The organism is Frankia sp. Allo2 (genome assembly GCF_000733325.1).
Taxonomy (GTDB): Bacteria; Actinomycetota; Actinomycetes; order Frankiales; family Frankiaceae; genus Frankia; species Frankia casuarinae.
Window position 1 is genome coordinate 187,327 of sequence record NZ_JPHT01000001.1, and the last position, 24,123, is coordinate 211,449.

Below are 24,123 nucleotides of genomic sequence, written 5' to 3' on the forward strand. Positions count from 1 at the left end.
ATGAGTTTCAGGATCATCCATGGCGAGTGAGAGGCGGGACGGCGGGCGGCCCGCCGGGGCGGGCCTCGAAGTTGCCCGGTTCGACATCAAACCGGGCAGCGAGGACGATTTCGTCGCCGCGTATCACGGGGTGCGTGCGGAGCTCGTCGGCACGCCGGGCTGTCGTTCCGCGCGGATGACCCGCGGGGTCGAGTCACCGTCGAGTTTCGTGCTGCTCGTCGAGTGGGACAGCCTGGACGCCCATCTGACGAACTTCCGGGAGTCGGAGCGGTTTGTCCGCTGGCGTGCCGCCCTCGGCCCGTACTTCGACGGCACCCCGACGGTGGCGCACAGCGCAGACGTCCCCGCCGCTCCCGGCCCGGCCTGACCCTCGACGACCGCCGGACCTCTGATCATGGCAGCGTTCCTCGGGTACCTGTTTTTCGCGCCGCTTACGGCGCTCTTCTTCGGTTTCCTCATCTGGCTGGTGCCGGCGATCCTGCTCCGGAACACGGATGTGGTGAGCCGGCTGAACCTGCGGCCCTTCGCGTTCTTCGTCACCGGCTACGTCTTCAGCGGGCTGATGGCCCTCTACCTGCTGGTGCTGGACGCCGGCCACGACGTCGCGCCGGCGGCCGGCGCCGTCGCATCCCTGGCCCTCCTCTGGGCTGTTCGGCGGCAGTGGCGCCGGCATCGGCCACTGGGCACGCGGCAGGTGGCGAGCAGGCGACGTGGCGGCCCGGTCCAGCCGGTCCAGCAGGGTTACCCTGGCCCGCCGGTGCAGCCGGGTTACCCCGGCCCGCCGGTGCAGCCGGGTTACCCCGGCCCGCCGGTGCAGCCGGGTTATCCGCATCAGCCCGGCCACCCGTACCCCCCCATGCCGCAGGCCGGGCCGGTCGCGAGAGGTCCATCCGGGTATCCCGAGACCGCCGGATATTCGCTTACGCAGCCGGATCAGCCCCGCCCGGGCGGGGGAGGAGACGGTCCGGGCGGGGGAGGAGACGGTCCGGGCGGGGGAGAAGACGGTCCGGGCGGGGGAGAAGACGACCCGGCAGGCGGGGCGGGTGATCCCGGTCAGCCGGGGNATCAGTCTGGGCCCGCGGGTCATCGGGCGGCACCGGACGGCGGTCGCGGGGCCGGTCGGCGGATCGCCGGCTACCCCTGGGCCGTTCCGCCCAGCGGGCCCAGACCGGGGGGCCTACCACCCGGCGCGCCCCCGTCCCCGCCACCGGCCGAGGCGGACCCTGATTCCTGATCACGGGTTCTTGATTTCTGGTCCGGTTCCTGGTCTCTGGCGCCTGATTCCGTCGCTCGTCGTTCGCCGCCCGGCGGGCCGGGCGGCGCGACACGGCAGGCTGGACCCGTCCGGGCGGTGGCGTACCGTCGTGTCATCGTCTGTCAGTGCCGGCGGTCCCCGCCAGCAGTGCCACTGAATTGATCTTCGAGGTCGAGATGCCCGCCCTGCGCTCCCGCACCACCACCCACGGCCGGAACATGGCCGGCGCCCGCGCCCTGTGGCGCGCGACCGGGATGACCGACGACGACTTTGGCAAGCCGATCGTCGCCGTGGCTAACAGCTTCACCGAGTTCGTCCCGGGGCATGTGCACTTGCGTAACCTTGGCTCGCTGGTGGCCGGGGCGGTGGCCGAGGCCGGTGGGGTGGCGCGCGAGTTCAACACCATTGCCGTGGACGACGGCATCGCGATGGGGCATGGCGGGATGCTCTACTCGCTGCCGTCCCGCGAGCTCATCGCCGACAGCGTCGAGTACATGGTGAACGCCCACTGCGCCGACGCCCTGGTCTGCATCTCCAACTGCGACAAGATCACCCCGGGGATGCTGCTCGCGGCACTGCGGCTGAACATCCCGACCGTGTTCGTCTCCGGCGGAGCGATGGAGTCGGGCAACGCGGTCATCTCCGGCGGCACGGCTCGGTCCAGGCTGGACCTCATCACCGCGATGTCGGCGGCGGTCAACCCGGACGTCTCGGACGGCGACCTGTCGACGATCGAGCGTTCGGCCTGCCCGACGTGTGGATCCTGCTCCGGCATGTTCACGGCGAACTCGATGAACTGCCTGACCGAGGCGATCGGGCTGTCCCTGCCCGGCAACGGGTCGNCCCTGGCCNCCGCCGCCGCCCGCCGTGAGCTGTTCGTCGAGGCCGGGCGCCTCGTGGTCGACCTGGCGCGGCGCTATTACGAGAAGGACGACGAGGCGGTCCTGCCCCGGTCGATCGCGACCGCCGCCGCCTTCCGTAACGCCTTCGCGGTCGACGTGGCGATGGGCGGCTCGACGAACACCGTGCTGCATCTGTTGGCCGCCGCCGTCGAGGCCGGCGTTGACGTCACCCTCGCCGACATCGACCAGATCTCCCGCACCGTCCCCTGCCTGTGCAAGGTGGCGCCGAGCTCCACCCGTTACTACATGGAGGACGTCCACCGGGCGGGCGGCATCCCCGCGATCCTCGGCGAGCTCGACCGGGCCGGGCTGCTCGACCCGGACCCGCACACGGTGCACTCCGCGAGCCTGCGCGAGTTCCTCGACCGCTGGGACGTCCGCGGCCCGAGCCCCTCGCCGGACGCGATCGAGCTGTTCCACGCGGCGCCGGGTGGCGTGCGCACGATCGAGCCGTTCAGCTCCACCAATCGGTGGGACACCCTTGACACCGACGCCAGGGACGGTTGCATCCGTTCGGTCGAGCACGCCTACTCCGCCGAGGGTGGGCTCGCGGTGCTGTTCGGCAACCTGGCCGTCGAGGGCGCCGTCGTGAAGACGGCCGGTGTGGACGAGGGCCAGTGGACCTTCCGCGGCCCGGCGCTCGTGGTCGAGAGCCAGGAAGAAGCGGTCGACGCCATCCTCACCGGGCGGGTCAAGGCCGGGAATGTGATCATCGTCCGCTACGAGGGCCCTCGCGGCGGTCCGGGGATGCAGGAGATGCTCTACCCCACCGCGTTCCTCAAGGGCCGCGGTCTCGGCCCGAAGTGCGCCCTGATCACCGACGGCCGGTTCTCCGGCGGGAGCTCCGGACTGTCGATCGGTCACGTCTCCCCGGAGGCGGCCCACGGCGGGACGATCGCCCTGGTCCGCGACGGGGACATCATCGAGATCGACATCCCGGCCCGCCGGCTGGAGCTCGTGGTCTCCGACGAGGAGCTGGCGAGCCGACGCGCGGCGCTGGAGGCGGCCGGCGGCTACCGTCCCACCGGGCGGGAACGGCCGGTGTCCATGGCGCTGCGGGCCTATGCGGCGATGGCGACCTCGGCCTCCACCGGTGCCGCGCGCGACGTCGGTCTGCTCGGCGGCTGATGAGGCGGCGTCCGGGCGGGCCTGGTTCGGACCGGGCCTGGTTCGGACCGGGACGGGTTCAGACCGGGACGGCGGCGGGGGCGGACGACGGCGTCGCGAGCGTCACGGCAAAATCCCCATCGGGATCCGTCCACTGCCGCGCCACCGCCCAGCCCGCCAGCGCAAGCTCCGAGGCGATGCCGTCCAGGGTGAACTTAGCGCTGATCTCGGTGAGGATCTCCTCCCCCGGTTGGAAGTCGACCGTAACGGCGAGGGTCGCGATCGAGACGCGCTGCTCCCGAACGGAACGTAGCCGCATCTCGATCCAGGAGTTCTCGGCGTTCCAGACCGCCACATGCGCGAATCCGCGGATGTCGAAGTCGCCCCCGAGTTCCCGGTTGATCACCGTCAGCNCATTGCGGTTGAAAGCGGCGGTGACCCCGGCACCGTCGTCGTACGCGGCGACGAGGCGGTCGACGTCCTTGACGAGGTCCGTTCCCAGTAGTAGGGCGTCGGAGCTCTCGGCCTGCTCGCGCAGCGTACGGAGGAGGTTCTGCCGCTGCGCAGGGCGCAGATTGCCGACCGTGCCGCCGAGGAAGGCGAGCAACCGATGGCCACCTCGGGGCAACTGGTGCAGATGCCGTTCGAAGTCCCCGACCACGGCCGCCACGGAGAGCCCCGGGTAGGTGGTGAGGATTCCGCGACCTGCCCGCACCAGGGCCGCCTCGTCGACATCGAAGGGGATGAAACGGCGGAGGTTGCCGGCCGCCCGCAGCGCGTCGAGCAGCAGCCTGGTCTTGTCGGAGGTTCCCGATCCCAGCTCGACGAGGGTGTCGGCCGGACAGGCAGCCGCGATCTCGTCGGCGTAACTGACCAGGATGGCCCGTTCCCGCCGGGTCGGGTAGTACTCCGCCAACCGGGTGATCTTGTCGAACAGCATGCCGCCGGTGGTGTCGTAGAACCACTTCGGCGGCAGCTCGCGGGGGCTCGCGGTGAGGCCGGCGAGCACGTCGCGGGCCAGCGTGACGGCGCGATCCGACTCGTGCAGGTGGCGGTCGACGGAGAGGCCCGGGAACGGGATCTCCGCCGTGCCGTTCGCGCCCGTCCCCTCAGGGACGGCATCATCCGCTCGGGTGGTTGTCGGAGTCCTTGGTGTCATGGATGTACCCTCCATCAACGTGGTGCAACCCACGGTAACTGATCTAGGAGATCATGTTACGAAGAGTGACTTGATGTGTGTCGGCTACCAGGAGGTGATGGTCCGGAACGTCCACCCAGCCCGGTTCGTCATCGTCTGGTTCGCTTGCGACCAGGACTCCATCCTTCTCCCTCCGGTATGACAGGCTGTCCCGCCAGGCGGTCGCCACGATCTGGGTTCCATCCNCCACCAGCAGGTTCAGCCGGGCCCGCTCGCCCGAACCCGCCGCGTCCAGCGACAGCACGACCTCGGCGACCGCCTCGGCGAGTGGACGCTTCCCGGCGTGCTCCCACACCAGCGCGGCGAGCAGCGCGGAGTCGCACGTCGAGTCCGGGACCGGAGCGTCGGGCCGGTCGCGCAGCATCCGCCGGACGGCCACCGGGTCGACCCGGCCGTTGTGGCTGAGCAGCCGGTGGCCGTCGGTGAAGGGAGCCGTCGCGCTTTCTTCGATCGGCATGCCGACGGTGGCGCTACGCACGGCCGCCAGCACGCAGCCGGAGGCGACCGCGCCGGCGATCGAGGCGTACGAGGCGTCCGTCCACATCGGCACGGCCCGGCGGAACCGGGCCGGCGCCGCCCGCAGCGCCGGGGCGTACCAGCCGACTCCGAACCCGTCGGCGTTCACCGTGCCGTGGCGCATCCGCCTCGGCGACCACGACTGGCGCAGCAGGCTGTACGGACGCTCCAAGGTCAGCCCCGCCAGGGTCCGTGGCGTTCCGATCCAGGCGAGGTGCCGGCACACCGAGGTCTCCTTCGCACGCGTGCTCGTTCGTCACCCGGCGTCGCGGGCCAGCCGGAATCCGGCGAAGATCTGCCGGCGGATCGGGTAGTCCCAGTTCCGGAACGTGGCGCGGACGGCGACGGCGTCCGTCGCCCAGCTGCCTCCGCGCAGGACGCGGAAGGACGACTCCCGCCCGGCCTTCGGAAAGAAGACCTCGCTGTACTCCCGGTAGGGGTAAGACACGAAGCCCGGGTACGGCGTGAACCCGCTCGCCGTCCATTNCCAGACGTCCCCGATCATCTGTTCGGCTCCGCAGGGACTCGCGCCCGCGGGATAGGCCCCCAGCGGGGCCGGGCCGCTCGTCCAGTTGCCCAGATTGGCACGCTCCGGAGTCGGATCGGTGNCCCCCCACGGATACCGCCGTGAACGTCCGGTGACCGGGTCGTAGGCGGCGGCCTTCTCCCACTCGGCCTCGGTCGGTAGCCGCCTGCCGGCCCAGCGGGCATGCGCCTCGGCCTCGTACCAGCACACGTGCTGGACCGGCTCGTCGAGGGGAACCGGCTCGACCCGGCCGAACCGGCGGCGCAGCCAGGTGCCGCCCTCGCGCCACCAGAACGCGGGCGCGCTCAGGCCCTCCGTCTGGCGCCATTCCCATCCCGCCGCCGACCAGAGCCGCTCGTCGTCGTATCCGCCGGCGTCGATGAAGGCGATCTGCGCCCGGTTGGAGACGGGGAGGGTGTCGATCCAGAACGCGGGGAGGTGGACGCGGTGGGCGGGACCCTCGTTGTCGAAGGCCCAGGGATGGATACTGGTGCCGAGGGTGAACTCGCCGCCCGGCACGAGGACCTCCGGCCGCGGCACCCGGCGGCCGGGCGGTGGCGCCGCGCCGGGAGCAAGTACCGGCGGTCCCTGGCGGAGCTGGTGCGTGGCGAGCATCGTTTCGTCGTGCATGTGCTCGTGCTGCACGACCATGCCGTAGACGAAGCCGTCGGCGAGCAGTCGTTCCCGCTCCGGTACGGCAGCGGTTTCCGCGCCGGCGCCAGCCATCGGTCCGAACCGGTCGGGTCCGAACCGGTCGAGGAGGTCGAGAGTGCGGCCGCGGACCTCGTGCAGGTACGCCCTGGTCTCGGCGGGGCCGAGCAGGGCCAGCCGGCTGCGGCTCGCGCGGCTGTGCCGGAACGCGTCGTAGATGTCGTCGAGCCCCGGCCGCGTCCCNGTGCCGCCGGCCAGCGCGCGCACCAGCCAGAGATCCTCGTAGTTGCCGACGTGGGCGAGGTCCCAGACCAGCGGGGACATCAGCGGCGAGTGCTGGCGGAGGAGATCCTCCGCGGCGATGTCGGTGTACGTGAGTGAACGCTGGCGTGCGGTCCGCAGGGCGTCGGCGACGGTGTCGGCGGTGATCGGCTTCGCCTCCCGGATCGGCTTCGCATCCTGGTCGGCGGCGGTCTCCCGGTCGGCCGGGGCGGCTGGGGATGCCAGGGATGCCGGGGACCGGGTCAGACGAGTGAGACGCACCGGTGGGCCTCCTCACGCAGCAGACCGGCCGGGCCGATCGCGAGAAGTCGTTCGGTCAGTTCGTCGGCCGGACATCGGCCGCGGTCGAGGTAGCGCCCGGCGAACGACTCGACCGTCTCGGCGAGATCGGTCGCGCCGCGGCGGCGCAGGGCGCTCACGGCCAGGTCGACGCAGCGCACCGCCGCGCGTCGCAGGGGCTCGTCGGCCATGCCGAGCATCGCCGCGGCCGGCCAGCGATGCGCGACGGCCAGGCACGCCTCGAACGCTCCGTCCGCGGCGACCGGGTCGTCAAGCAGTACCGTCGGCATCGCGACGGCAGCCTGCCAGCCGTCACCCGGTTGCGCGTCGAGGTAGCGCAGTTCCCACCAGCCACGCGGTCGGACCGGGGGGAACACCGTGGTCGCATGGTAGGAGAGATCCTCGCGGGTCGGGGGACGGGTGACCGGGCCGCGGCCGGCGAGCCAGTCCCCGAAGGTTGAGTCGTCCCGGACCGGGACGAAATGATGATCGTCTTCGGGGTTGCCGGCCCTGGCGGGATTCTCGACCATCATCAGCTTGGCGTCGAGCAGGTACCGCGCCCACAGGTCGACGAGATCGGGCTCGGTGTCCCCGGACCCCGGGGCCGTGAGAGCGGCCGCGACGGGCCGGGTTCGGCTCGCGTCGATGCCGTCCCACACCGCCTGGCGGGTCGACCGCCATCCGGTCCGGCGGCCGGCGTACGCGGGTGAGGCGGCGAACAGGGCGGTGAGGACCGGGCCGAGAGCGTGGACGAGTTGGAACCGCCGCGCCGCCTCGGCAGGCGAGCCGCCGAGGTCCAGGTTGACCTGGACGGAGGCGGTCGAGTACATCATCACCGTGCCGGACGCCCCGCCCCCGGTCCGGAAATGCTCCTCCATCGCCGNGTATCGGGACGCGGTGGTCTGCCGCATCCCGACGCGCAGGGGATCGACCCCCATGCCGACGAGGGCCAGGCCGTCGACCGCCAGGGCGGAGCGGACCAGGTTCAGATCGGCGGAGCTCGCCCGCACGGCCGCGGTGAGCTCGGCCGGCGGCCCGGACAGCTCCAGTTGGCCGCCGGGCTCGAAGGTGATGCGGCTGCCCCCGGGCAGGACCGGCCCGCCGGGACCCGGGGNGGTCCCGGGNATCCGGGCGAGGGACGCCAGCGTGCGGGCCGGCGGGATCAGACAGTGGACTGCCTGCGTGTCGACGATCAGCCACTCCGTCTCGATGCCGACGCATCCTCCCGGTACCGTCGGGCCACCGTTTCCCCGGGTGTCCTTGCGGTCGTTCCCCCGGATGCCCTTGCGGTCGTTCCCGCGGTCGTTCCCGTAGGCCGCCTCATCGCCTGTCCCGTGGACCGGCGTGACGCAGCCGGCCGCGAAGGCCCATACCTGGTCGGTGTCGATCGCCCGCCGCTGCGGCTGTGAGTGAGGGTGTGGTGGCTGCGGCTCGTCATTCCGGATCCCCTCGGGTGTCACGTGGCGTGGCATCCTGTGGCTCCTCTCCGGCACTGCAACTGTTCGACACCGCGCCCGACGGCGGCCTCCGGTGGGTTCTCCCCTGCGCCGCCGGCCCCCTACCCGGCCGCCGTACCCGGTGTCGCCTCGGCCGTCTCGCCGATGGGTGGTATAGATGTGTTTCCAACGTTCTTCTCCCTCGCATATTCCACGCCCTTGACCCTGTCGCTGTTGTGTATTCGATGGAATGGTGGCCGGGACGGACCGGGACGGACCGGGAGTCGGCAGCGCGCCGTGATTGGCTGACGGCGGAGCCGGTTCCGGACCCGGAGACAACGCCGAGCGCAACGGCGTCGTGACGGCGCCGGGAGGTGGTGACCGCGGACGTGTCCGATCGGCAGTCAGCGGGACGTTCGGCCATGGCCGAGTACCTGCGGCGCAAGCAGCTCTACGTCGCCGAGCGCAGCGATCATAAACGGCGGGCGATGGCCGTCGCCGGGGCCACGGCGGGNGNCGTCACCCNCNTCGTCGCCGTGGTCATCCTCCTGGCCGGGCTGCCCGCGCTCGTGGCCGTGCAGCTCGCGATCATCTCGGCCGTCGTGGTGGTCCTCGTCGCGGCGACCCGGTTTCTCCGGTCCCCGCCGGAGATCGAGGCCTGGCGCGAGGACGCGGAGGCCGAACGCAGCACCGCACGGGCGTTGGACCGTCTGGCCCGGGCCGGCTACACCGTCCTGCACGACCGTGCGCTGGCCGACTCGGCCGGCAATATCGACCATCTCGTCATCGGGCCATCCGGGGCCTGGGTGATCGAGACCGACGCCCATCCGGGACCGATCCGCCAGAACACCGCCGGGGTCTGGGCCGGCAAGGTTCCATTGCGGGCGATGCTGGGGCTGGTCGCGTGGATGGGCGAGGAGGCCACCGCGCAGCTCCTCGCGGAACTGCCGGCGGGCTGGCAGCTGGAGGTCCAGCCGGTCGTAGCCTTCGCCCGCGCGGATCTTCCCGCCGGCTTGGCCCTCGTCGAGGGCGTGCTGTTGCTGCCCACCACCGGGGTGGCCGACTACGTGCTCTCCGCCGGGGTCGTGCTTCGGCCCATCGACGTGGCGATGCTGGTCGACGTGGCCGGGCGGGTGTTCCCGGCCTATGCGGTGTCGGGACCCCCGCCGTCCTGGCCGGCCCGATCCCGGCTGCGTGGCCTGCTGCGGCGTTGATCGGTTCGCAGTGACGTTGATCAGGACGATGCGACCCGGTCCGACCACGGTGCCGGCGGGCGGGATACCGTTGGGNGAAGGNGGCCTACGAAGGAGACGAGATGGTTCGCAAGGTGACCGTGCTGGCTCTACTGGCGAGCGCCGGAGCCGCGCTGACCGCCGTCCGGCGCCGCGGCAGGGGCAAGGAGGAGATCGACCTCTGGCGGGAGGCGACCTCCGCGGCGGGCGCCCCGGCCGGCGGGCGCTGAGGTCCGCGGCAAGGCCGGGCTGCCACCCCGGCCCGAGGNGCCCGAGGNGTCAGCCCGTCAAAGCTTCCAGCTCAGGGCCTCAGAGCTCGACTAGGCCCACGTCGACGACCAGGGTGCCGACCAGCCCGGTCGGGGCGGCGAGGTGCAGCTCGATGTGCGTCTCCGGTACCAAATCCTCGACGACGCGCAGCGGCACGTGGATTGAACCCCGTGCTCCGATCGGGAAGAAGCGCATGGGAATCCCGTTCCGCAGGAGGATCGGGCAGATCAGCTCGTCCGTCGAGTTACCGCCCCGAAAGTAGAGCGGCTGGGCGGTGATGCCGGCTGGGACGACGTAGCTGAACGACGAGCCAAGCGAAATCGGAACATCCAGACCTTTGCCCTCGAAGGGGACAATGCCCTGCAGGAAGCGAGGAGTCGTGAACATCCGCTCATCCTTCCGTCGGGTATCCGTGTGCATGCTTTCCGTATCTTCCTCTGGGTATTTTCGCTCGGAGCTGTTTCCACCGCGTTACGTCGGCCATCGAGGGAGCGTCGGGCGCGGCGTGGATCTCGAGCGTGGAGTGTGCCGACTATAAGGAATCTGCGGGTAAAGACGCTGGCAGAAGGCTTGACCTGGCGTGTGGTGGCGTGGGGAGGCACCGTAGAACCATGACCACCCCGACCTCGTCTCGACCGTCCGACGCCCTCGTTCCCGGCGCGGGAGCTGATGCCGACCCCGGGGCGGGCGTGAGCATCGCTCAGGAGCCGAGCATCGACACGTCGCCGCCGTCCGGTCCCTCCTACCTCCCCTCGGTGGTTCCGCACGATCGGCTCGCCGGATGCGCGGCGGCCCATCGGCGTCTGCTGGAGGTGGCCGGCCGGCTGGACGACGTCGTCGTGCGCCGTCCGTTGGGCCTGCCGGGCTGGACGGTCGGTCATCTGCTCACCCACCTGGCCCGCAACGCGGACGGTCACACCGGCATGGTCGAAGCCGCCCGGGCCGGTGGGATCCGGGCCCAGTATCCCGGGGGCGCGCGGCAGCGGGAGGACGGCATCGCCGCCGGTCGCGATCTGCCCGCCGCGCACGTCCGCGACGACCTGGTGGCCGCGGTGACCCGGCTGGAGCGGGCCTGGGACGGCGTGCAGGTCGACGTCTGGCGCACGGGTCTCGGGCACACCGCCACCTATGGCCTGACGACCCTTGCCGATCTGGTCTTCCTCCGCTGGCGGGAGACCGAGATACACCTCGTCGACCTCGATCTTGCCGATCTCGGCGGTCCCGGCTGGGCGGACCTGAGCCCGGCCTACGTCCAGGCCGAATGGGAGTGGACCCTGCGCGGGCTGCCGGCCCGAGTACCCCCGGAGATCACCGTCGTGCTGGCGCCGGGGGACCGGCCGTCGACCGCCGTCGGTCGCGGGCAGCGGCGCGTGGTCGTCGACGCGCCTACCAGGCCGACGCTGCGCTGGCTCGCCGGCCGGGACCCGGGCCGGCCGGACTGGCCCACCCTCGCCCCCTGGGAATGACCGGCGCTTTCTCGGACTGACCGGCCGGCCGCTCGGTGTCCCGGGTCGGGGGCCGGCGGGACCCGCGACGGGGCGGGCTTCTTCTGAGGTTTCCGGCTAGCGCGACAATGTCTGCCGTGTTGGACAACAGGGACAACTGGGGTGAGGCGGCGCGCGGGCGACGTGGGGATCGCGGCCGGGGCTTTTCATGATCACGATGGCCTTGTTCAACAACAAGGGCGGCGTCGGTAAGACGACCCTCGCCTACCACCTGGCGCACATGCTGCAGCGCATGGGTCACCGGGTGCTCGCGGTCGATCTCGATCCGCAGGCGAACCTGACCGCCCAGTTCCTCGACGAGGACGAGCTGACCCAGCTGTGGGAGGAGCCGGAGGTCACCGCGTCGTCCGCGCCGAAGTCCATCATCGACCTCGACGTGCGCCCGGTTCGGATCGTCCCCGGTACGGGGACGATGGCGACGGCGATCGGGCCAATCATGGAGGGGGTCGGGGACGTCACGCTCTTCGATCCGGTGACGATCGAGGACGGTCTGTGGCTGCTGCCCGGCGACGTCGAGCTGAGCGTCTTCGAGGACCGGCTGTCGGCCGCCTGGCCGAACAGCTTCCTCGGCAAGGACATCGCGGCGCTGCGTACGACGACGGCTTTGCACCGGGTCATCGACCATGGTGCCCGCTCGGTCGGCGCCGAGATCGTGCTCATCGACGTGGGGCCCAATCTGGGGGCCATCAACCGGGCCGCGCTGCTGTCCGCCGACACCGTGCTCATGCCACTGACGGCGGACCTATTCTCGCTGCGAGGGCTGCGCAACCTCGGCCCCACACTGCGGGAGTGGCGTTCCACCTGGCAGGGCATGGTGCTGCCGAAGATTCCCGAGCGTATCTCGGCCCCGCGCGGGCTGATGATGCCGATCGGGTACATCGTGATGCAGCCGCCGACGCGGACCGACCGGCCGGCGAAGGCGCACGACCGGTGGCTCGACCGGATTCCCGAGGTGTTCGCGACCTCGGTGCTCACCAGCGGGAACCCCGGACCGCATGACCGTTCCTTCGAGATCGCCACCCTGGGGCACTACGCGAACCTGATCCCGCTGGCGCACGACGCCCGTAAGCCGATGTTCGAGCTGCGGGCCGGAGACGGCGCACTCGGCGGTACGCAGAGCGCGGTGCGGCGCTGCTACTCCGACTTCCGGGATCTCGCGGTTAAGGTGCGGGAGCGGCTGGCCTTCATCGATCCGACCCTGCGCCGGTCCTGACCGACGGGCCTCGCGGCCGGTGCCGGCACGGCCGTAGCCGTAGCCATCGCTGACGGCGGCGTCGGCGGGCCGGTTATCCACAGGGTGGCGATTGGGGGAGTCGCGGCCCGGTTATCCACAGGGCGCCCGCGGGGCCCGATGGTCGTAGGCGGGCACTGTGATCGCCGGAAGACCGGATCAACCCGAGCATCGGTGTCCCCCTATGGTTCCCGTGCCGGACCAACGTCCGAGGAGACCGTCATGCCGTACGCTTGTGAAGCGCTTCGCCGAGGTGGTCATCGTCGGGTGGTTCCGTCCCGGCCGGAGTGCGTCCCGCGGGGGGCGTAGCTCAATTGGCAGAGCACTGCCTTTGCAAGGCAGGGGTTAGGGGTTCGAGTCCCCTCGTCTCCACCGCGGCTGACCTGCTGGTATCACCGGCAGTGACGCCCTCTTTGATCGTTATGTAGCCAATCGTGTAGCCCAGCCGCTACGAGCGTTCGTCGGAGTCGCCCGAGTCCGGCCGGTCGTCTGGCTCGCCGCCTTGGCCGTCCGCGTCATCGTCAGACGCCGTCATCAGCTTGTCCATCGCGTCGGACGCGGCGCGCAGACGCTCGGGGAGCGCGTGGCCGTAGCGCTCCATGGTCATGCGCATGGTGGCGTGGCCGAGGATCTCCATGACGGTGCGGGGTTCGACGCCGGCCGCCAGGAGGAAGCTGGCGCAGGCGTGGCGGAAGTCGTGGAGCCGAAGCGTGGGAAGGCTCGCCCGCCCACGCAACTGCTGGACGCGGCGCGTCACGTTGCGCGGTTCCATCAGCGTGCCGACCGTGGACGCGAAGACGAGACCGTTCTCCTTCCAGGCCGTGCCCGCGTCCGCGCGCTCCTGCTCTTGATATTTCNGGTGCCGCCGGAGCGCCTCGACCGTCGTTGCCGGAATCGGTACAGGGCGCCGCGAGCCCCGCGTCTTCGTCTCGACCAGGCGGAGCGTGCCAGAAACGCGCTGCGCCGAGCGGACGACGCGCAGGGTCCCCGCGTCGAGGTCGACATCGTCCCAGCGCAGGCCGAGCAGTTCGCCACGGCGTAGGCCCATCGTCAGCGCGACCACGAACAGCGCTTCCAGCCGATCGCCGGCCGCGACGTCGAGGAACCGGCGCGCCTGTTCTACCATCAGCTCCCGCGGTTCCGCGTCGCCGAGCTTGGGTGCCTGGACCGACTTCGCGACGTTCCGGCTCACCAGGTCCATCCGTTCCGCGTCGGTGAGCGCCGCCCGCAGGACCGCGTGAACCTTGGCCAGGCTTGCCGGCTTCATCGAGTCCCGGCGCGCGGCGTGCAGCCGGCGGACGTCAGCCGGGGTGAGCTTGTCCAACCGGATCTTGCCGAGTACCGGCACGATGTGCCCGTCGATCGCGTACTGATAGCGCGCGAGGGTCGACGGCCGCGTGCCGTCATGGGCCTTGATCTCGNCGAGCCAATAGGCCAGCCACTGTGCGACCGTCTGTGGCTTCGCGGCGAGGTCCTGGCCCTTGTCGGCCGCTTTGCGTAGCTCCGCCATCTTGTCACGGGCTTCCTTCTGAGTCCGGCCGTAGACCGTCCGGCGACGCCGCTTGCCGTCGATCCACCCGAGGTCGACGACACCGACCCAGCGGCCGTCGCTGGCCCGCTGGTAAAGCCCACCCTCGCCGTGCGCGCGTCGACTCTTCTTCTGGTCCGCCGCCGCCTGGTTGTCCGGGTCGTTCTTCNTCTCGGCCATCAGTCGGCGTCCAGGGGGTTGCCGTCGGGCCATTCGATGTTGTCGCACCACGCGCAGCCGTAGCGGCTGTCGCCCATGTCGCAGGCGAACTTGTTCTCTCCCTCGGGCTGTGGGTAGAGCCGGCCCTGTCCGGCGCGGGCACGGTCGAGATGCTCCCGNAGAGCCTGTTGCAGACTCATCGTCGGGTGTCCGTCGTGGTTGGTAGGCATGACGAATGCAGCTCCTTGCCGAAAGAAGAACGGGGAAGGCACACGCGGGCCGCAGGTGGCGTCGCCCGGTGCCGGGGGGTTTCCGTTCTCTGGCGCTGGGATGGTCTGCCGGGGCGCCGGCCGCGTCCAGGGCGCTGCGCGTCGCTGACGCGATCGGCCTTCGGCCGACCCTGGACCCGTCCGACACCCCGGCAGCTTCAAGCGCCACCAGAGAACGGAAGAAAAATGGGGGAGGAGCAGGCAGAACTGCCGTTACGGGAGCGGAACGCTCGCCGCCGCCGGCCCCGCCGAGGGGTTCACAGACGCCGGAAGCGTTGCCGAATCCCCGGGCACCCGCCGGAAGACGAGTACCGCGTTGACGTCGCCGAAGTGCTCCGTGAAGAACGCATCCGCGGGCAGCGTGCCGAGGATCGCCACCAGGTCGCCGACATCGGCCCCGGGACGGACCGTCAGCACGAGCTCCCCGGTGGCCCGGGTGCGCATCGCGATCAGCGGGGACCCGCCATCACCGGGGGTGCGCCACGCGCCGAAGCCGCCAGACGAGAAAATGGGCATGGGTCTCAACTCCTGTGCAGTCAGGATTGGGATCAAGGTTCCGGTGGGTGTTGGCGCACCCACCGGACCGCTACCGCCTACAGTAGGCATGAGCTAATGGCTCGTCAAGTTATGATGTGCCCCATGTCGACGATCAACCTTATGGGCGCGGCGGAGATCGCCCAGATGCTGAACGTGAGTCCGTCGCGGGTTCATCAGATCCTCCGCGACGATCCGACCTTCCCCGATCCGGTGGCCGTGCTGAGCATGGGGAAGGTCTGGAACGCCGAGGACATCGAGCGATGGCATGCCGCGCGCCAGGCGCCACGGCCAGCCAAGGGCCAGGGCCGGACAGGTCAGTGGACGTTGGATGACCTGCACCAGGCTCTTGATCGTTATGNACAGGTGCTCGTGTCCACCGGACGGACGCCGAGCACGATTCAGACGTACATGGACCATCCCCGACGTTTCCTCCGGTGGCTCGCAGGCGACTACGACCCCCTGAGTAGCTGACGGCAACCACTCTCGGGGACGCAGCCACTCTCCGACCTGGCTCGGGCATCGGTCAGGCAGCCTGCCCCTCGTCGAGGCCCCGCAGCCGCCGGACGAACGCATCGAGCGCCGCCCGCGGGATGCGCCGTGACCGGCCGATCCGCACCGATTCCAGGTCGCCCGCGGCGAGCAGTTCGTACACGGTGCTCCGGCCGACCGCGAGGATCTCCGCGGCCTCAGCCGGGGTGAGCAACAGCTTGGTCATCCGTACCTTCCGGACCATCGCGACGGCGGATCAGGCAGCGTTCGCGGTCACCGGTGGGCCGGTTGCCGGAAGCCCGCTGGAGGCAGGCCGCCGATCCCGGTCGAGTTGGGCACGCCAGGCGTGGCGTTGCGCGACAGCCTGCAACAGCAGGTGTTCACGTCGAGGTGCGGCCGGATCGCCGGGACGGAGCAGCGTCCACATCGTCCGGGCCGGATCATGCTCGCCGACCGGACCGCTTCCGGTCTGCCCGAGCGCTTCGAGCTGCGCCTGGACCCAGGCGAGCCGATCGGCCCGATGATCGGCCAGCGTCTTGCCGGACCAGCGACGGGAGACCAGCACCCGCCGTCCACCGAACCCGAGGGTCTCCCGCCGGTGCGCCTTCCCCCGACACCGGCCCGGGACGAGGCCCGGTTTCGGGTTGCGCGGTTGGACGCCGTAGCGCAGCCAGTTCGCGCAGGTTGGCGAGCACGGTTCGTGTCGCAGCGCGTCCGCGAGCCGCTCGACATGCCGCCGGTGCGCGTCGGTGGCGACGTCGTGGCAGGCATCAAGGCTCTTCACCAGGTACTTCGTGAGATAGCCGATCATCCGGCCGGTGTGCGCCGAGTTCGCCGTGACGCCGTCCGCGCGCAGTTGCGGGCCGAAGCGGACGACGTGCGCGGGTTCGTCGTCCTCGCCGATCGCGTCGAGCGCCTCGTCCCAGGTCGGCAGCGGCGCGCCGGAATCCGGATCGAGGTAGCCGCCGGCTGCCTCGTCCCACACCGGTAGCCGGTCGTCGCCGTAGACCGGCCGGTCACACGACGGCCACCACACCTGCTGATAGGTCGCCGCCGCCACCTGACGCAGCACCACCCTCGGGATCGTGCCCCGGATCGCCGCGTGCAGGTGAGGGGCGAGCCGCCGTTGCGGTTCGAGCGCGGCGAAGTACTGCACATCCCAGCCCACGGCCCGGCGGAGGTTCTGCCAGAACCGGTCGATCAGCTTCGGGAAGTGGATCGCGTCCCGCGCCGCCCGCTGGTAGTCGTAGGAGTCCGGATCGACCGGGGTGCCGTCGGAGGTCACCCGCCCGTAGGTGTCGCAGGTCAGCGTCAGGAACATCGACGGCCGCCACACCGTCCCGTCCGCCGCCTCATACGTCCGCCCGACGGTCCGCCGGTCGACGGGCAGCCGGGGCAGGTCGGGCGCGTCCTGGCGCCGCCGCGTCGAGCGGACCCGACGAGGACGCTCCCGATCCTCCGGAGCCGCCCGCCCCCGCACGCCCAGCGCGTTGAGTTCCTCGTCCACCTGGCCGATGAGCTCGTCGATCTCCGCCACGCCCACCGGGTCCCCGGCACGGTCGGCATCGCGGCGGAACGCCTCCAGATCCGCGCGGAAGCCGGCAAGAACCTTCACATCGTCGGACGGAGGATCCGGGTCGGGAACCGGTTCGTCCTCCAGATGCCACCCCGCCTTGCACTGAGCCATCCGCAGCCGCCGCGCCCGCTCCGCACACGACGGGCACTTGCTCGCCAGGGTGGCGCCGCACGGCACTGGGACGATCTCTGTTTCACCGGTGTCGAGGTTCGTCCGCCGCATCGCCATCGGCCGCACGCACACCCCGTTCTCCAGAGCGACGGCTTCGACGACCTGGCGGGCCAGCGGCAGACGCATCCGCGCTGCCCGGGAACCGGGTCGATCGTCACGATCGTCACGGCTGGGAGTGTCGAGGGTGGTCGNGNNGGTTGGGGTCACGCAACCTCCCCGAGGTCGAACAGATCGCCGTGATCGGCTGGGCTGTCGCCGTTCTGGTGGGGGTTCAGGTCGGGAACCCAGCCGCCGTCTGCGGAGCGCCGGTAGGAGATCACCGTCCGGTTGATCTCGGCGTCGTTGACGAAGGCCGCCCGGACCCGGACCGGTTCGGGCTGTCCCTCGTGCAGCACGTAGCCGACCCCGGGCAGCGAGACCGGGATCTCGTCCGCCCGTGCCCCCCGGTCCCGGGCGCCAGAGCCGAGCACGAGGTCAGCCTGTTCCGGTTCGGTCATCCGCAGCGCGACCCGGACCGGGAACAGGTCCCGGAACGGGAGCACCTCCTTGCGTGGGTCCTGCACCGCCGCCAGGACCACGACCCCGGGCGCCCGCCCCTGGGAGAGCAGCAGCGGCAACGCCGCGCCGATCCGCTTCTTGACATCCCGGTCCGTGACGTAGGCGGTCAACGAGGCGATTTCGTCGACCACGACGACGATCAGCGGCTCGCCGGTCGTCGGGGTGTGCAGCCGGGTCCGGCCCCGCAGCCGTTCCGTGCGTTCCTGCATCACGCCCACCGCGTCGTCGAGCAGGTCAGCGATCGTCTCCGTGGTGGTGGCGAACCGGGCGAACAGCGGCTCCCCGAAGGCCAGTTCCATCCCGCCCTTGGGATCGCACACCCACAGCTCCACCAGGCCCGCCCGCACCGCCGGGCCGAGACCGCGGATGATCGACCACAGCACCGAGCCCTTACCGGCCCCGGTCGCCCCCGCGACGAGCAGATGCGTGCCGCGGACGGGCAACGTCCACGGTTCTCCGTCTTCCTGCCGGCCGACCGGGACCGCACCCAGCCCCGCGACGAGCAGGTCAGGCACGGTCCCGGCATCCTCCGATCGGCCGCCGTCATCCGAGCCGTCGGGACGCGGCGTGTCGAGGTCAGCAGGGCTTACCGGGGTGGTCAGGGTGTCCCGCCGGTGGAAGTGCAGCCGGATGAACCGGTGCTGCTCCGCCTGGACCTGGCAGCGCCGCGCCCGGAACACGTGCCGCAACGCTTCGGCCTGCTCCGCCCACTGCTCCGGGGTCTGACCGGGCAGCAGTTCCACCCGCAGGACGTCCACGGACCGGGTCGAGCGGATCCCGCGGATACGGGGGAAGTACTCGTCAAAGGTCACCTCGTCCCCGGTGGACGCCGGCATGCGGATCGCCAGGTCGGTGTGCACCATCGCCGGCCGCCACCGCCACCGGTAGACGAACGCCAGCCGGGCCCGGCCCCAGACCCACCGGGCCAGCCACCGGAAGGAACGGGGGTGCAGCCGGCGCCACGCCACGGCGACGAGTACCAGGCCGACGAGCAGGCACAGCAGGCCGAGGGGGCCGAACCGGTGCCAGAACAGCGCCAGCCCGACCGCGGCCGGCACGGCGACCCGGTGGCGCCAGCACCAGCGCACAGCCAGCGCCAGGGCCTTCACAGCCACCGCGAGGACGAGCATCCACACCGGGACGCGCACCTTGTCAGCCCGGGAGGGAACCCGAGGGAAAGCCCGGTCGCCGTTGATTCTGAACATGGCAAATACCACCTGTTTTCGAGCGCGCGAAACCAGAGAGAGGAGAAAGGGGAAGGATGCGCCCGGGGCTACAGCGGGGAAGTGCGGCAGTCCCGGGGGCGGTCCGTGTTTCCGGCGCGGATTACGCGGCGAGATGCTCCGGCGGATCGCCGAGCACTGCGAATCGGATACGCTCGCACTCGATGAGGTAATCGTTCACCGCGGCGAGCAGCGTGTACGCGAACTCCACATGGTCCGAGGTGACCGCGTCGTTCGCGACGGACAGGGACAGGTGCGTTTCGCCGGCCCGCACCGACAGGATCGGCGGACGGTCCGGGTACGTGTGGCAGCGCACCGACCAGCCGGATCCGACGTGCATGCCGATATGCGTCGAGGAGCTAAGTCGTTCGAGCCCGCTCATGCCGCCACCCCGGCATTCCCACGCCGGACCGTGCCCGGAGCGCGCATGCTACCTGCCCGCAGCGAGTACGCCACCCGCGGCCTGTCCGCCACCCGTCGATCGATGTAGGGAAGCACCGTGAGCTGGTCGAACTCGACCGGGCGGAACGGCGTCCCGGGCAGCAGGTCCGGCGGGACCGGCTGCACCGCAGCGATCATCCGGACCTTCATCTCCGTCGTCCGGGCCTCCGGATCACCATCGACCACCCGTACCGCCCACATCGGCTGGCCGGTCTCCTCGTCCCGCTGCTGCGGGTCCGCCGCACCACTTTTGATCTTGTCGTAGTCGTTGACCGGCTCCACACCGACAACGAAGGCACCCGCCGGGAAAACCGTCGAGAACGCGACGGGAATCCGTCTCGGTACCGCCACTGCATCTACCTCCCGAGAGATGACCCGCCGACCCCGGACCAGCTCCGGAAGCGGGCATGGACATACCATGCTCCGCCGGAAGAGCGCTTTTCAAGCGGTAGATCGTCAATGCATATTCAGTCGAGATCGGGCGATGCAGTCACGGCATGGCGTCATGCACGCCATGCAGAGTCGACATCCCCCGCTGACCAGCGCATCTAGGTGGATCGAGAATTCGCTAGCATTCCGTCTATGACTGATCGTCTCGACGGTCGGAGCGTTTCCGGCACCGATGCTGCGCAGGACGACGAGGATTGGCAGGCCGTCGCGGCAGCGATCAAGGCCCGGATGTCCGCCCAGCGCATCGGGCAGCAGGAGTTGGCGGATCGGGCGGGCATATCAGTGTCGACGCTGCGGCTTGTCCAGCACGGCGCGAACCGGCGCGTGCGGAACCGGACCCTGACCGCGATCGCGCGTGCGCTCGACTGGCCGGACGATCACCTCGTCCGCGTGCTCACCGGCAACGGCGAGCACGGCCCCACCGGTGTCCAGGCCGCACCGATGGCCGTCGGCCTGGAGATCCTCGCCGGAGTACGGGAGATACGGGACGACATCCGACGGATCGTCCGCCGCCTTGACGAGCTGGACAGCGCGGCCGGGCCAGCCGGCCGGTAGATCACCTTCGCCGTCGCAGGGGATGCACCGCCGCACCCCGCAGGTGGACGGACTCGAACACAGCAGAAGGCCGGACCCCCCGAGGGTCCGGCCTTCTGGCATCAGAGGTGGGACGTCAGCCCAGCGCCGAGGGATTCCACGACCGTGGACGGCGACGGCGGATCACCTGCCGCCGGAACGCATCCGCCGCGTCAGCCTTACCGGCCTCATACGCGGCCCGCTCCTCCTCCGTGGCCCAGCGGCGCGTGCTGTCGACGCCGGCCGCCGACGGGTCGAGCTGGAGCATGCCGCGCAGGAGCGTGCCCGGCACCTCCCGCCGGGACAGCCGCACCCCGTCCGCCTCGTAGACGAGGACCACGTCCGCGTCACCGTAGGCTTCGGCGAACCGCAGGCCCGCCGGCATCTCCGCCATGACCGCGTGTAGCGTCTGCGCCGACGAACCGGCCGGCACCACCAGCGCCCATGCATCCGAGCCCCACGGCATCAAGCCGACCCCCGGAGTTTCCTCGGTCTGGCACGACCCACTGGCCCAGGTCATAGCGAACCCCCGCATCGCTCGTGCCCGCGGCTCGTCCTGGCTGTCGACATGCTCCACACCCGATCCCCTCATCTGTCCGCTGTCCGCGTCCGGTCGAGCGCCGGCGCCGCCCGCGGAGTTGGAATCGGCACGGACGGCACCGACCAGGAACAAGGCTCACCGAAGTCGCATGGTCACGGAATGTCGAGTCAGCATTGATCGACGACATCAGGCGCCGGACCCGCGCCGCCGCCCACACGAGAACAGCGCCGTTTCAGCGCTGGTCAGCCGCTCGATTCGGGCTTGCCATACCGCGACGACATGCCCACAGCTATGCTCAGCGTGCCTGCCCGCTCACGCGGATTGCCCCGGCCCGCCACCGATCAAAGAGCGATGAATGACCGCTGACCCACAGCCGACCTGGCAGCGCTACACCGTCTCCCCCGAGCTGCTGGCCCGCGCCGACATGGCCGAGGCACTACGCACCCGCGACTTCGGCGCCGCCTTCCTGCTCATGCGCAAGTGGGACCACGTCAGCCAGGACCGCATAGCCTCGTCCATCGAAGGCNTCAGCCAGTCCCGGGTAAGCCGGATCGCCAGCGGCAAGGCCAGGGTGGAGGACGTCGACGTGATCGAGCGGATCGCCGACGGGCTCCACATCCCCGGGATCATGATCGGTCTCGCGCCTCGTCCGTGGGAGTCCGGCACGGAAGTCCCCCGGCCCCGCCGGGAGTCCCTGCGGGTCCCGACCCATCTGCGGGACCTCATCGGCAACAGCACCGGCGCCCCGCCGGTCGTCCCCCGCCGCGACGAGGTCACCGAGTCGATCCGCGCCCTGCTCGCCAGCGTCCAGCCACCGGCACCAGGCCCCGGCGGCGGCCGGCAGGTCGCCCTGCCCCCGTACGACCTCGAAGGGCACATCCTCGCCGCATGGAGTTCGGGACGGCCCCGCGAGGGCACCCCCGCACTCGTCATGGTCGCCGGATTCCCCGGATCCGGGAAAACCGAGTTCGCGCGGTTCATCGCCGAGATCACCGGATGGCCCCTGCTCGACAAGGACACCCTCAGCCGTCCACTCACGGAATCGCTGCTCCTAGCGACCGGCGACGACCCGAACGACCGCCACAGCGACACCTACGTGGGCCGGATCCGCCCGCTCGAATACCGCAGCATGTTCGACACGGCGTTCGACAACCTCCGGCTCGGCATCACGACCATCGTCACCGCGCCGTTCGTCCGCGAACTCGGCGACGCCCGGTGGGTGGAACGCATGGCCAAGCGCGCCGGGAACTGCGGCGCCGCCGTCGCCGTGGTATGGCTACGGTGCGACATCGACTCGATGCGCGACTACATGGAGTCACGCGACGCCGCCCGCGACTCGTGGAAGCTGTCCTACTGGGACGACTACCTCAAGACGATCAACCCCGACGCGCGGCCGGTCTGCNCCCACTACCTTGTCGACAACAGTCGGCACGCACAGACCAACCTCGCCGAACAGGCCCGCCGCATCGCAAGCCAGGTCCGCGATGCCTCCTGACGCCGTCATCCTCTACGGCCCACCGGCCGCGGGGAAAGACACCATCACCGCCGCCCTGACCAGCCGGGACGATCGCTTCGTCCACTTCGACCGGCTCAAGGTCGGAGCCGGAGCACCCAGCCGGTACCGGTACGCCACCGCCGACGACCTCACCCGCCTCCAGGACCGCGGGCAGATCCTCTACGTCAACGAGCGGTACGGCAACATCTACGCCATCGACCGGCCCCGCCTCGACGAGATCACCGGCACCGGGCGGATACCCGTCGTCCACATCGGACAGGTCGCCGGCATCGCCGCCCTACGCGCCGAATACCCGGCACGGTGGCTGACCGTCCTGCTCTGGTGCCCCCGCGACATCACAGCCGACCGGCTCCGCCAGCGTGGCAGCACCGACATCCCCGACCGGCTCCGCGCATGGGACGAAACCCGCGCCGACCTCACCGGCATGAGCCCGGCCGAGTTCGGCATGGTGCTCCGCACCGACCAGCGGACACCCGAGGCGATCGCCGAACAGATCCGCCGCCAGGTCGCCGGAACCACCCAGGACGCCGCGCCCATCCGCGATGAGCTGGACTGAACCCCCATGCAGCTCGTCCTACCCACACTAACCTTCCGCCGCCCGGACGGCCGCCTCGACACCACCGCGACCGCCCGCTACGCTGAGCGCGCCGCCGCCACGTGGGCGCACCTGTTCATCCTGTCCGGCACCACCACCGGCGGACACCACGCCACCCCCGCCGAACGCGCCACCGTCGTAGACCTGTGGGCTGACACCGTCGGCACTGACCGACTGACCGCCTGCTGCTGGACACGCGAGGACATCGACCACGCCTGGCGGAGGAACGTCGTCCCCATGGCCGTCCTGCGCAACTGTTCGACCCAGACGGAAGCCCTGGGCTTCCTGGCGGATCTTCCTCGCCCGGCCTATCTGTTCAGCCATCCCGAGTACGGTCCCGCCACCCTCACACCAGCACTGGCCACAGCCGCCGCCCGCACAGACGTTCTCCCCGCCGGAGCGAAGGTGTCGAAGATGCACGTGGAGCAACTCCAGGAGCTACGCACCGCCACCGGACCCAGCTTCACCATCTGGGACGGAACCGCACGGCACATCGCCGACAGCCTCACCGCCGGAGCAGACGGCATCGTCGCCGCACCCCTCAGCCACCTACCCGACCCCTTCCCCGGGCCGAATGTCACCGCGCTACAGCATGCGATCGACACCACGCAAGCCCACCTCGACACCCTCCCCAGCCGGGAGGCCCGCGCAGCGGCCCTGTTCCATCTGGCAGCCCGACCACCAGGACACGCCGCATGAGCGCACCAGCCCCGGACGAGGAACGTTCGTTGCCGAATTACTCGTTTTAGGATCAAGCCGCGGTGCGGGTCCGCGCCGCGCGACCGGCTGCGCGCGGCCTAGCGGCCGTGCTCGCCGGGCCCGTCGCACCCCGCACCACGCAGACCATCCGAGACGTTCGATGAAGGCCGCCGGTCGGCAGGGTGGGGAGAACCAGCCGGGGCACGGGGCAGGACGCCGCGGGTTGTCGTCGCGCACGTCGGTGGGCAGCCGAAGAACGAGCAGAGGGCACGCCAGCCGACAGCCCTATCACCAGTGCCAGGGCGCTTCGCTCCCCGGGCAGCCCTCCCAGCAACTACCAGCGATGGGATTTTCTGTGGTCACCCGCCGAGCGGTTTTCGAACGTCTTCGAGATTTTTGCAAATTTGC

Annotated in this window: 26 protein-coding genes and 1 tRNA gene; 13 read left to right on the plus strand and 14 right to left on the minus strand. The window is 70.6% G+C overall.

Going from position 1 to position 24,123, the window contains the following annotated elements; genetic code table 11:
- Positions 1-19 precede the first annotated feature (19 nt).
- The 3 genes from ALLO2_RS00740 (at position 20) to ilvD (ending at position 3,285) form a co-directional block, all read left to right on the plus strand.
- The gene (locus ALLO2_RS00740) at positions 20-367 is read left to right on the plus strand and encodes an antibiotic biosynthesis monooxygenase (RefSeq protein WP_035729034.1); all 348 of its coding nucleotides are present in this window, start codon (positions 20-22) and stop codon (positions 365-367) included.
- A gap of 27 nt (positions 368-394) precedes the next feature.
- Entirely contained in the window at positions 395-1,234 is an 840-nt protein-coding gene (locus ALLO2_RS28000) for a hypothetical protein (protein WP_051874758.1), read from the plus strand.
- Positions 1,235-1,431: 197 nt separating this feature from the next.
- On the plus strand, positions 1,432-3,285 hold the full coding sequence (ilvD, locus tag ALLO2_RS00750; protein WP_035729311.1) for a dihydroxy-acid dehydratase: 1,854 nt from the start codon (positions 1,432-1,434) through the stop codon (positions 3,283-3,285).
- Positions 3,286-3,343: 58 nt separating this feature from the next.
- On the opposite strand, the gene egtD is transcribed toward ilvD, so the two are convergent.
- The 4 genes from egtD to egtA form a co-directional block, all read right to left on the minus strand.
- The gene (gene egtD, locus ALLO2_RS00755) at positions 3,344-4,423 is read right to left on the minus strand and encodes an L-histidine N(alpha)-methyltransferase (protein WP_157493225.1); all 1,080 of its coding nucleotides are present in this window, start codon (positions 4,421-4,423) and stop codon (positions 3,344-3,346) included.
- Positions 4,424-4,466: 43 nt separating this feature from the next.
- Positions 4,467-5,204: an ergothioneine biosynthesis protein EgtC gene (gene egtC, locus ALLO2_RS00760; RefSeq protein ID WP_035729036.1), complete on the minus strand. Its 738-nt coding sequence runs from the start codon at positions 5,202-5,204 to the stop codon at positions 4,467-4,469.
- Positions 5,205-5,234: 30 nt separating this feature from the next.
- Positions 5,235-6,698, minus strand: a complete 1,464-nt coding sequence (egtB, locus tag ALLO2_RS00765) for an ergothioneine biosynthesis protein EgtB (RefSeq protein WP_084588316.1) — start codon at positions 6,696-6,698, stop codon at positions 5,235-5,237.
- Entirely contained in the window at positions 6,680-8,188 is a 1,509-nt protein-coding gene (gene egtA / locus ALLO2_RS00770) for an ergothioneine biosynthesis glutamate--cysteine ligase EgtA (protein WP_035729038.1), read from the minus strand. Before egtA ends, egtB begins: the two co-directional genes overlap by 19 nt.
- A 386-nt stretch (positions 8,189-8,574) precedes the next feature.
- On the opposite strand from egtA, the gene ALLO2_RS00775 reads away from it, so the two are divergent.
- Both ALLO2_RS00775 and ALLO2_RS00780 read left to right on the plus strand, forming a co-directional pair.
- Positions 8,575-9,366 carry a nuclease-related domain-containing protein gene (locus ALLO2_RS00775; RefSeq protein ID WP_035729040.1) on the plus strand — a complete coding sequence of 264 codons (792 nt, stop codon included), beginning with the start codon at positions 8,575-8,577 and terminating at the stop codon, positions 9,364-9,366.
- 101 nt (positions 9,367-9,467) lie between these two features.
- Entirely contained in the window at positions 9,468-9,614 is a 147-nt protein-coding gene (locus tag ALLO2_RS00780) for a DLW-39 family protein (RefSeq protein WP_035729042.1), read from the plus strand.
- A gap of 79 nt (positions 9,615-9,693) precedes the next feature.
- On the opposite strand, the gene ALLO2_RS00785 is transcribed toward ALLO2_RS00780, so the two are convergent.
- Positions 9,694-10,041 (minus strand): hypothetical protein, encoded by a 348-nt coding sequence (locus tag ALLO2_RS00785; RefSeq protein WP_011438863.1) that lies wholly within the window; start codon positions 10,039-10,041, stop codon positions 9,694-9,696.
- Positions 10,042-10,265: 224 nt separating this feature from the next.
- Between ALLO2_RS00785 and ALLO2_RS00790 the strand changes: the two genes are divergently transcribed.
- From ALLO2_RS00790 to ALLO2_RS00800, 3 genes are all read left to right on the plus strand, one after another.
- On the plus strand, positions 10,266-11,120 hold the full coding sequence (locus ALLO2_RS00790) for a maleylpyruvate isomerase family mycothiol-dependent enzyme (RefSeq protein WP_023839976.1): 855 nt from the start codon (positions 10,266-10,268) through the stop codon (positions 11,118-11,120).
- 187 nt (positions 11,121-11,307) lie between these two features.
- Positions 11,308-12,372, plus strand: coding sequence for a ParA family protein (locus ALLO2_RS00795; RefSeq protein ID WP_011438861.1), 1,065 nt, complete (start codon positions 11,308-11,310; stop codon positions 12,370-12,372).
- Positions 12,373-12,689: 317 nt separating this feature from the next.
- Positions 12,690-12,762: transfer RNA gene (locus tag ALLO2_RS00800), tRNA-Ala, on the plus strand.
- 76 nt (positions 12,763-12,838) lie between these two features.
- Here the strand turns inward: ALLO2_RS00800 and ALLO2_RS00805 are convergent.
- The 3 genes from ALLO2_RS00805 to ALLO2_RS00815 form a co-directional block, all read right to left on the minus strand.
- A complete protein-coding gene (locus ALLO2_RS00805) occupies positions 12,839-14,098 on the minus strand; it encodes a tyrosine-type recombinase/integrase (RefSeq protein WP_051874760.1) in 1,260 nt (419 codons plus the stop codon).
- Positions 14,098-14,307 carry a hypothetical protein gene (locus ALLO2_RS00810; RefSeq protein ID WP_023839978.1) on the minus strand — a complete coding sequence of 70 codons (210 nt, stop codon included), beginning with the start codon at positions 14,305-14,307 and terminating at the stop codon, positions 14,098-14,100. Before ALLO2_RS00810 ends, ALLO2_RS00805 begins: the two co-directional genes overlap by 1 nt.
- A 252-nt stretch (positions 14,308-14,559) precedes the next feature.
- On the minus strand, positions 14,560-14,862 hold the full coding sequence (locus ALLO2_RS00815; protein WP_023839979.1) for a hypothetical protein: 303 nt from the start codon (positions 14,860-14,862) through the stop codon (positions 14,560-14,562).
- 123 nt (positions 14,863-14,985) lie between these two features.
- Between ALLO2_RS00815 and ALLO2_RS00820 the strand changes: the two genes are divergently transcribed.
- On the plus strand, positions 14,986-15,354 hold the full coding sequence (locus ALLO2_RS00820) for an AlpA family transcriptional regulator (protein ID WP_035729043.1): 369 nt from the start codon (positions 14,986-14,988) through the stop codon (positions 15,352-15,354).
- A 52-nt stretch (positions 15,355-15,406) separates the two neighbouring features.
- Here the strand turns inward: ALLO2_RS00820 and ALLO2_RS00825 are convergent, their stop codons facing one another.
- From ALLO2_RS00825 to ALLO2_RS00845, 5 genes are all read right to left on the minus strand, one after another.
- Positions 15,407-15,598 (minus strand): helix-turn-helix domain-containing protein, encoded by a 192-nt coding sequence (locus ALLO2_RS00825; protein ID WP_023839981.1) that lies wholly within the window; start codon positions 15,596-15,598, stop codon positions 15,407-15,409.
- A gap of 30 nt (positions 15,599-15,628) precedes the next feature.
- Positions 15,629-17,245, minus strand: a complete 1,617-nt coding sequence (locus ALLO2_RS00830; protein WP_035729044.1) for a replication initiator — start codon at positions 17,243-17,245, stop codon at positions 15,629-15,631.
- A 77-nt stretch (positions 17,246-17,322) separates the two neighbouring features.
- The gene (locus ALLO2_RS00835; protein WP_023839983.1) at positions 17,323-18,882 is read right to left on the minus strand and encodes an FtsK/SpoIIIE domain-containing protein; all 1,560 of its coding nucleotides are present in this window, start codon (positions 18,880-18,882) and stop codon (positions 17,323-17,325) included.
- A 121-nt stretch (positions 18,883-19,003) separates the two neighbouring features.
- Positions 19,004-19,282 (minus strand): hypothetical protein, encoded by a 279-nt coding sequence (locus ALLO2_RS00840; protein WP_023839984.1) that lies wholly within the window; start codon positions 19,280-19,282, stop codon positions 19,004-19,006.
- Positions 19,279-19,692, minus strand: a complete 414-nt coding sequence (locus tag ALLO2_RS00845; RefSeq protein WP_023839985.1) for a hypothetical protein — start codon at positions 19,690-19,692, stop codon at positions 19,279-19,281. The genes ALLO2_RS00840 and ALLO2_RS00845 overlap by 4 nt, the downstream gene beginning before the upstream one ends.
- A 231-nt stretch (positions 19,693-19,923) precedes the next feature.
- On the opposite strand from ALLO2_RS00845, the gene ALLO2_RS00850 reads away from it, so the two are divergent.
- Positions 19,924-20,346 (plus strand): helix-turn-helix transcriptional regulator, encoded by a 423-nt coding sequence (locus ALLO2_RS00850; protein WP_023839986.1) that lies wholly within the window; start codon positions 19,924-19,926, stop codon positions 20,344-20,346.
- Between the two features lie 115 nt (positions 20,347-20,461).
- On the opposite strand, the gene ALLO2_RS00855 is transcribed toward ALLO2_RS00850, so the two are convergent.
- Positions 20,462-20,941 carry a hypothetical protein gene (locus tag ALLO2_RS00855; protein WP_330218918.1) on the minus strand — a complete coding sequence of 160 codons (480 nt, stop codon included), beginning with the start codon at positions 20,939-20,941 and terminating at the stop codon, positions 20,462-20,464.
- A 319-nt stretch (positions 20,942-21,260) separates the two neighbouring features.
- Here ALLO2_RS00855 and ALLO2_RS23050 point away from each other — a divergent pair, with 319 nt between their 5' ends.
- Genes ALLO2_RS23050 through ALLO2_RS00870 form a run of 3 tightly spaced genes read left to right on the plus strand, consistent with a single transcriptional unit; the run spans position 21,261 to position 23,715 of the window.
- Complete coding sequence (locus ALLO2_RS23050) at positions 21,261-22,400, plus strand: AAA family ATPase (protein ID WP_051874763.1); 1,140 nt, start codon at positions 21,261-21,263, stop codon at positions 22,398-22,400.
- Complete coding sequence (locus ALLO2_RS00865; RefSeq protein ID WP_023839989.1) at positions 22,390-22,977, plus strand: guanylate kinase; 588 nt, start codon at positions 22,390-22,392, stop codon at positions 22,975-22,977. The genes ALLO2_RS23050 and ALLO2_RS00865 overlap by 11 nt, the downstream gene beginning before the upstream one ends.
- A gap of 6 nt (positions 22,978-22,983) precedes the next feature.
- Positions 22,984-23,715 (plus strand): hypothetical protein, encoded by a 732-nt coding sequence (locus ALLO2_RS00870; protein ID WP_023839990.1) that lies wholly within the window; start codon positions 22,984-22,986, stop codon positions 23,713-23,715.
- The last annotated feature ends 408 nt before the right edge of the window (positions 23,716-24,123 follow it).

Bases quoted from the DNA above. Each gene is read 5' to 3' on its own strand.
- ALLO2_RS00740 (WP_035729034.1), top strand. From the start codon at position 20: ATGGCGAGTGAGAGGCGGGACGGCGGGCGGCCCGCCGGGGCGGGCCTC.
- ALLO2_RS00780 (WP_035729042.1), top strand. From the start codon at position 9,468: ATGGTTCGCAAGGTGACCGTGCTGGCTCTACTGGCGAGCGCCGGAGCC.
- ALLO2_RS00785 (WP_011438863.1), bottom strand. From the start codon at position 10,041: ATGTTCACGACTCCTCGCTTCCTGCAGGGCATTGTCCCCTTCGAGGGC.
- ALLO2_RS00790 (WP_023839976.1), top strand. From the start codon at position 10,266: ATGACCACCCCGACCTCGTCTCGACCGTCCGACGCCCTCGTTCCCGGC.
- ALLO2_RS00795 (WP_011438861.1), top strand. From the start codon at position 11,308: ATGATCACGATGGCCTTGTTCAACAACAAGGGCGGCGTCGGTAAGACG.
- ALLO2_RS00815 (WP_023839979.1), bottom strand. From the start codon at position 14,862: ATGCCCATTTTCTCGTCTGGCGGCTTCGGCGCGTGGCGCACCCCCGGT.
- ALLO2_RS00825 (WP_023839981.1), bottom strand. From the start codon at position 15,598: ATGACCAAGCTGTTGCTCACCCCGGCTGAGGCCGCGGAGATCCTCGCG.
- ALLO2_RS00830 (WP_035729044.1), bottom strand. From the start codon at position 17,245: ATGCGTCTGCCGCTGGCCCGCCAGGTCGTCGAAGCCGTCGCTCTGGAG.
- ALLO2_RS00835 (WP_023839983.1), bottom strand. From the start codon at position 18,882: ATGTTCAGAATCAACGGCGACCGGGCTTTCCCTCGGGTTCCCTCCCGG.
- ALLO2_RS00840 (WP_023839984.1), bottom strand. From the start codon at position 19,282: ATGAGCGGGCTCGAACGACTTAGCTCCTCGACGCATATCGGCATGCAC.
- ALLO2_RS00850 (WP_023839986.1), top strand. From the start codon at position 19,924: ATGACTGATCGTCTCGACGGTCGGAGCGTTTCCGGCACCGATGCTGCG.
- ALLO2_RS00865 (WP_023839989.1), top strand. From the start codon at position 22,390: ATGCCTCCTGACGCCGTCATCCTCTACGGCCCACCGGCCGCGGGGAAA.
- ALLO2_RS00870 (WP_023839990.1), top strand. From the start codon at position 22,984: ATGCAGCTCGTCCTACCCACACTAACCTTCCGCCGCCCGGACGGCCGC.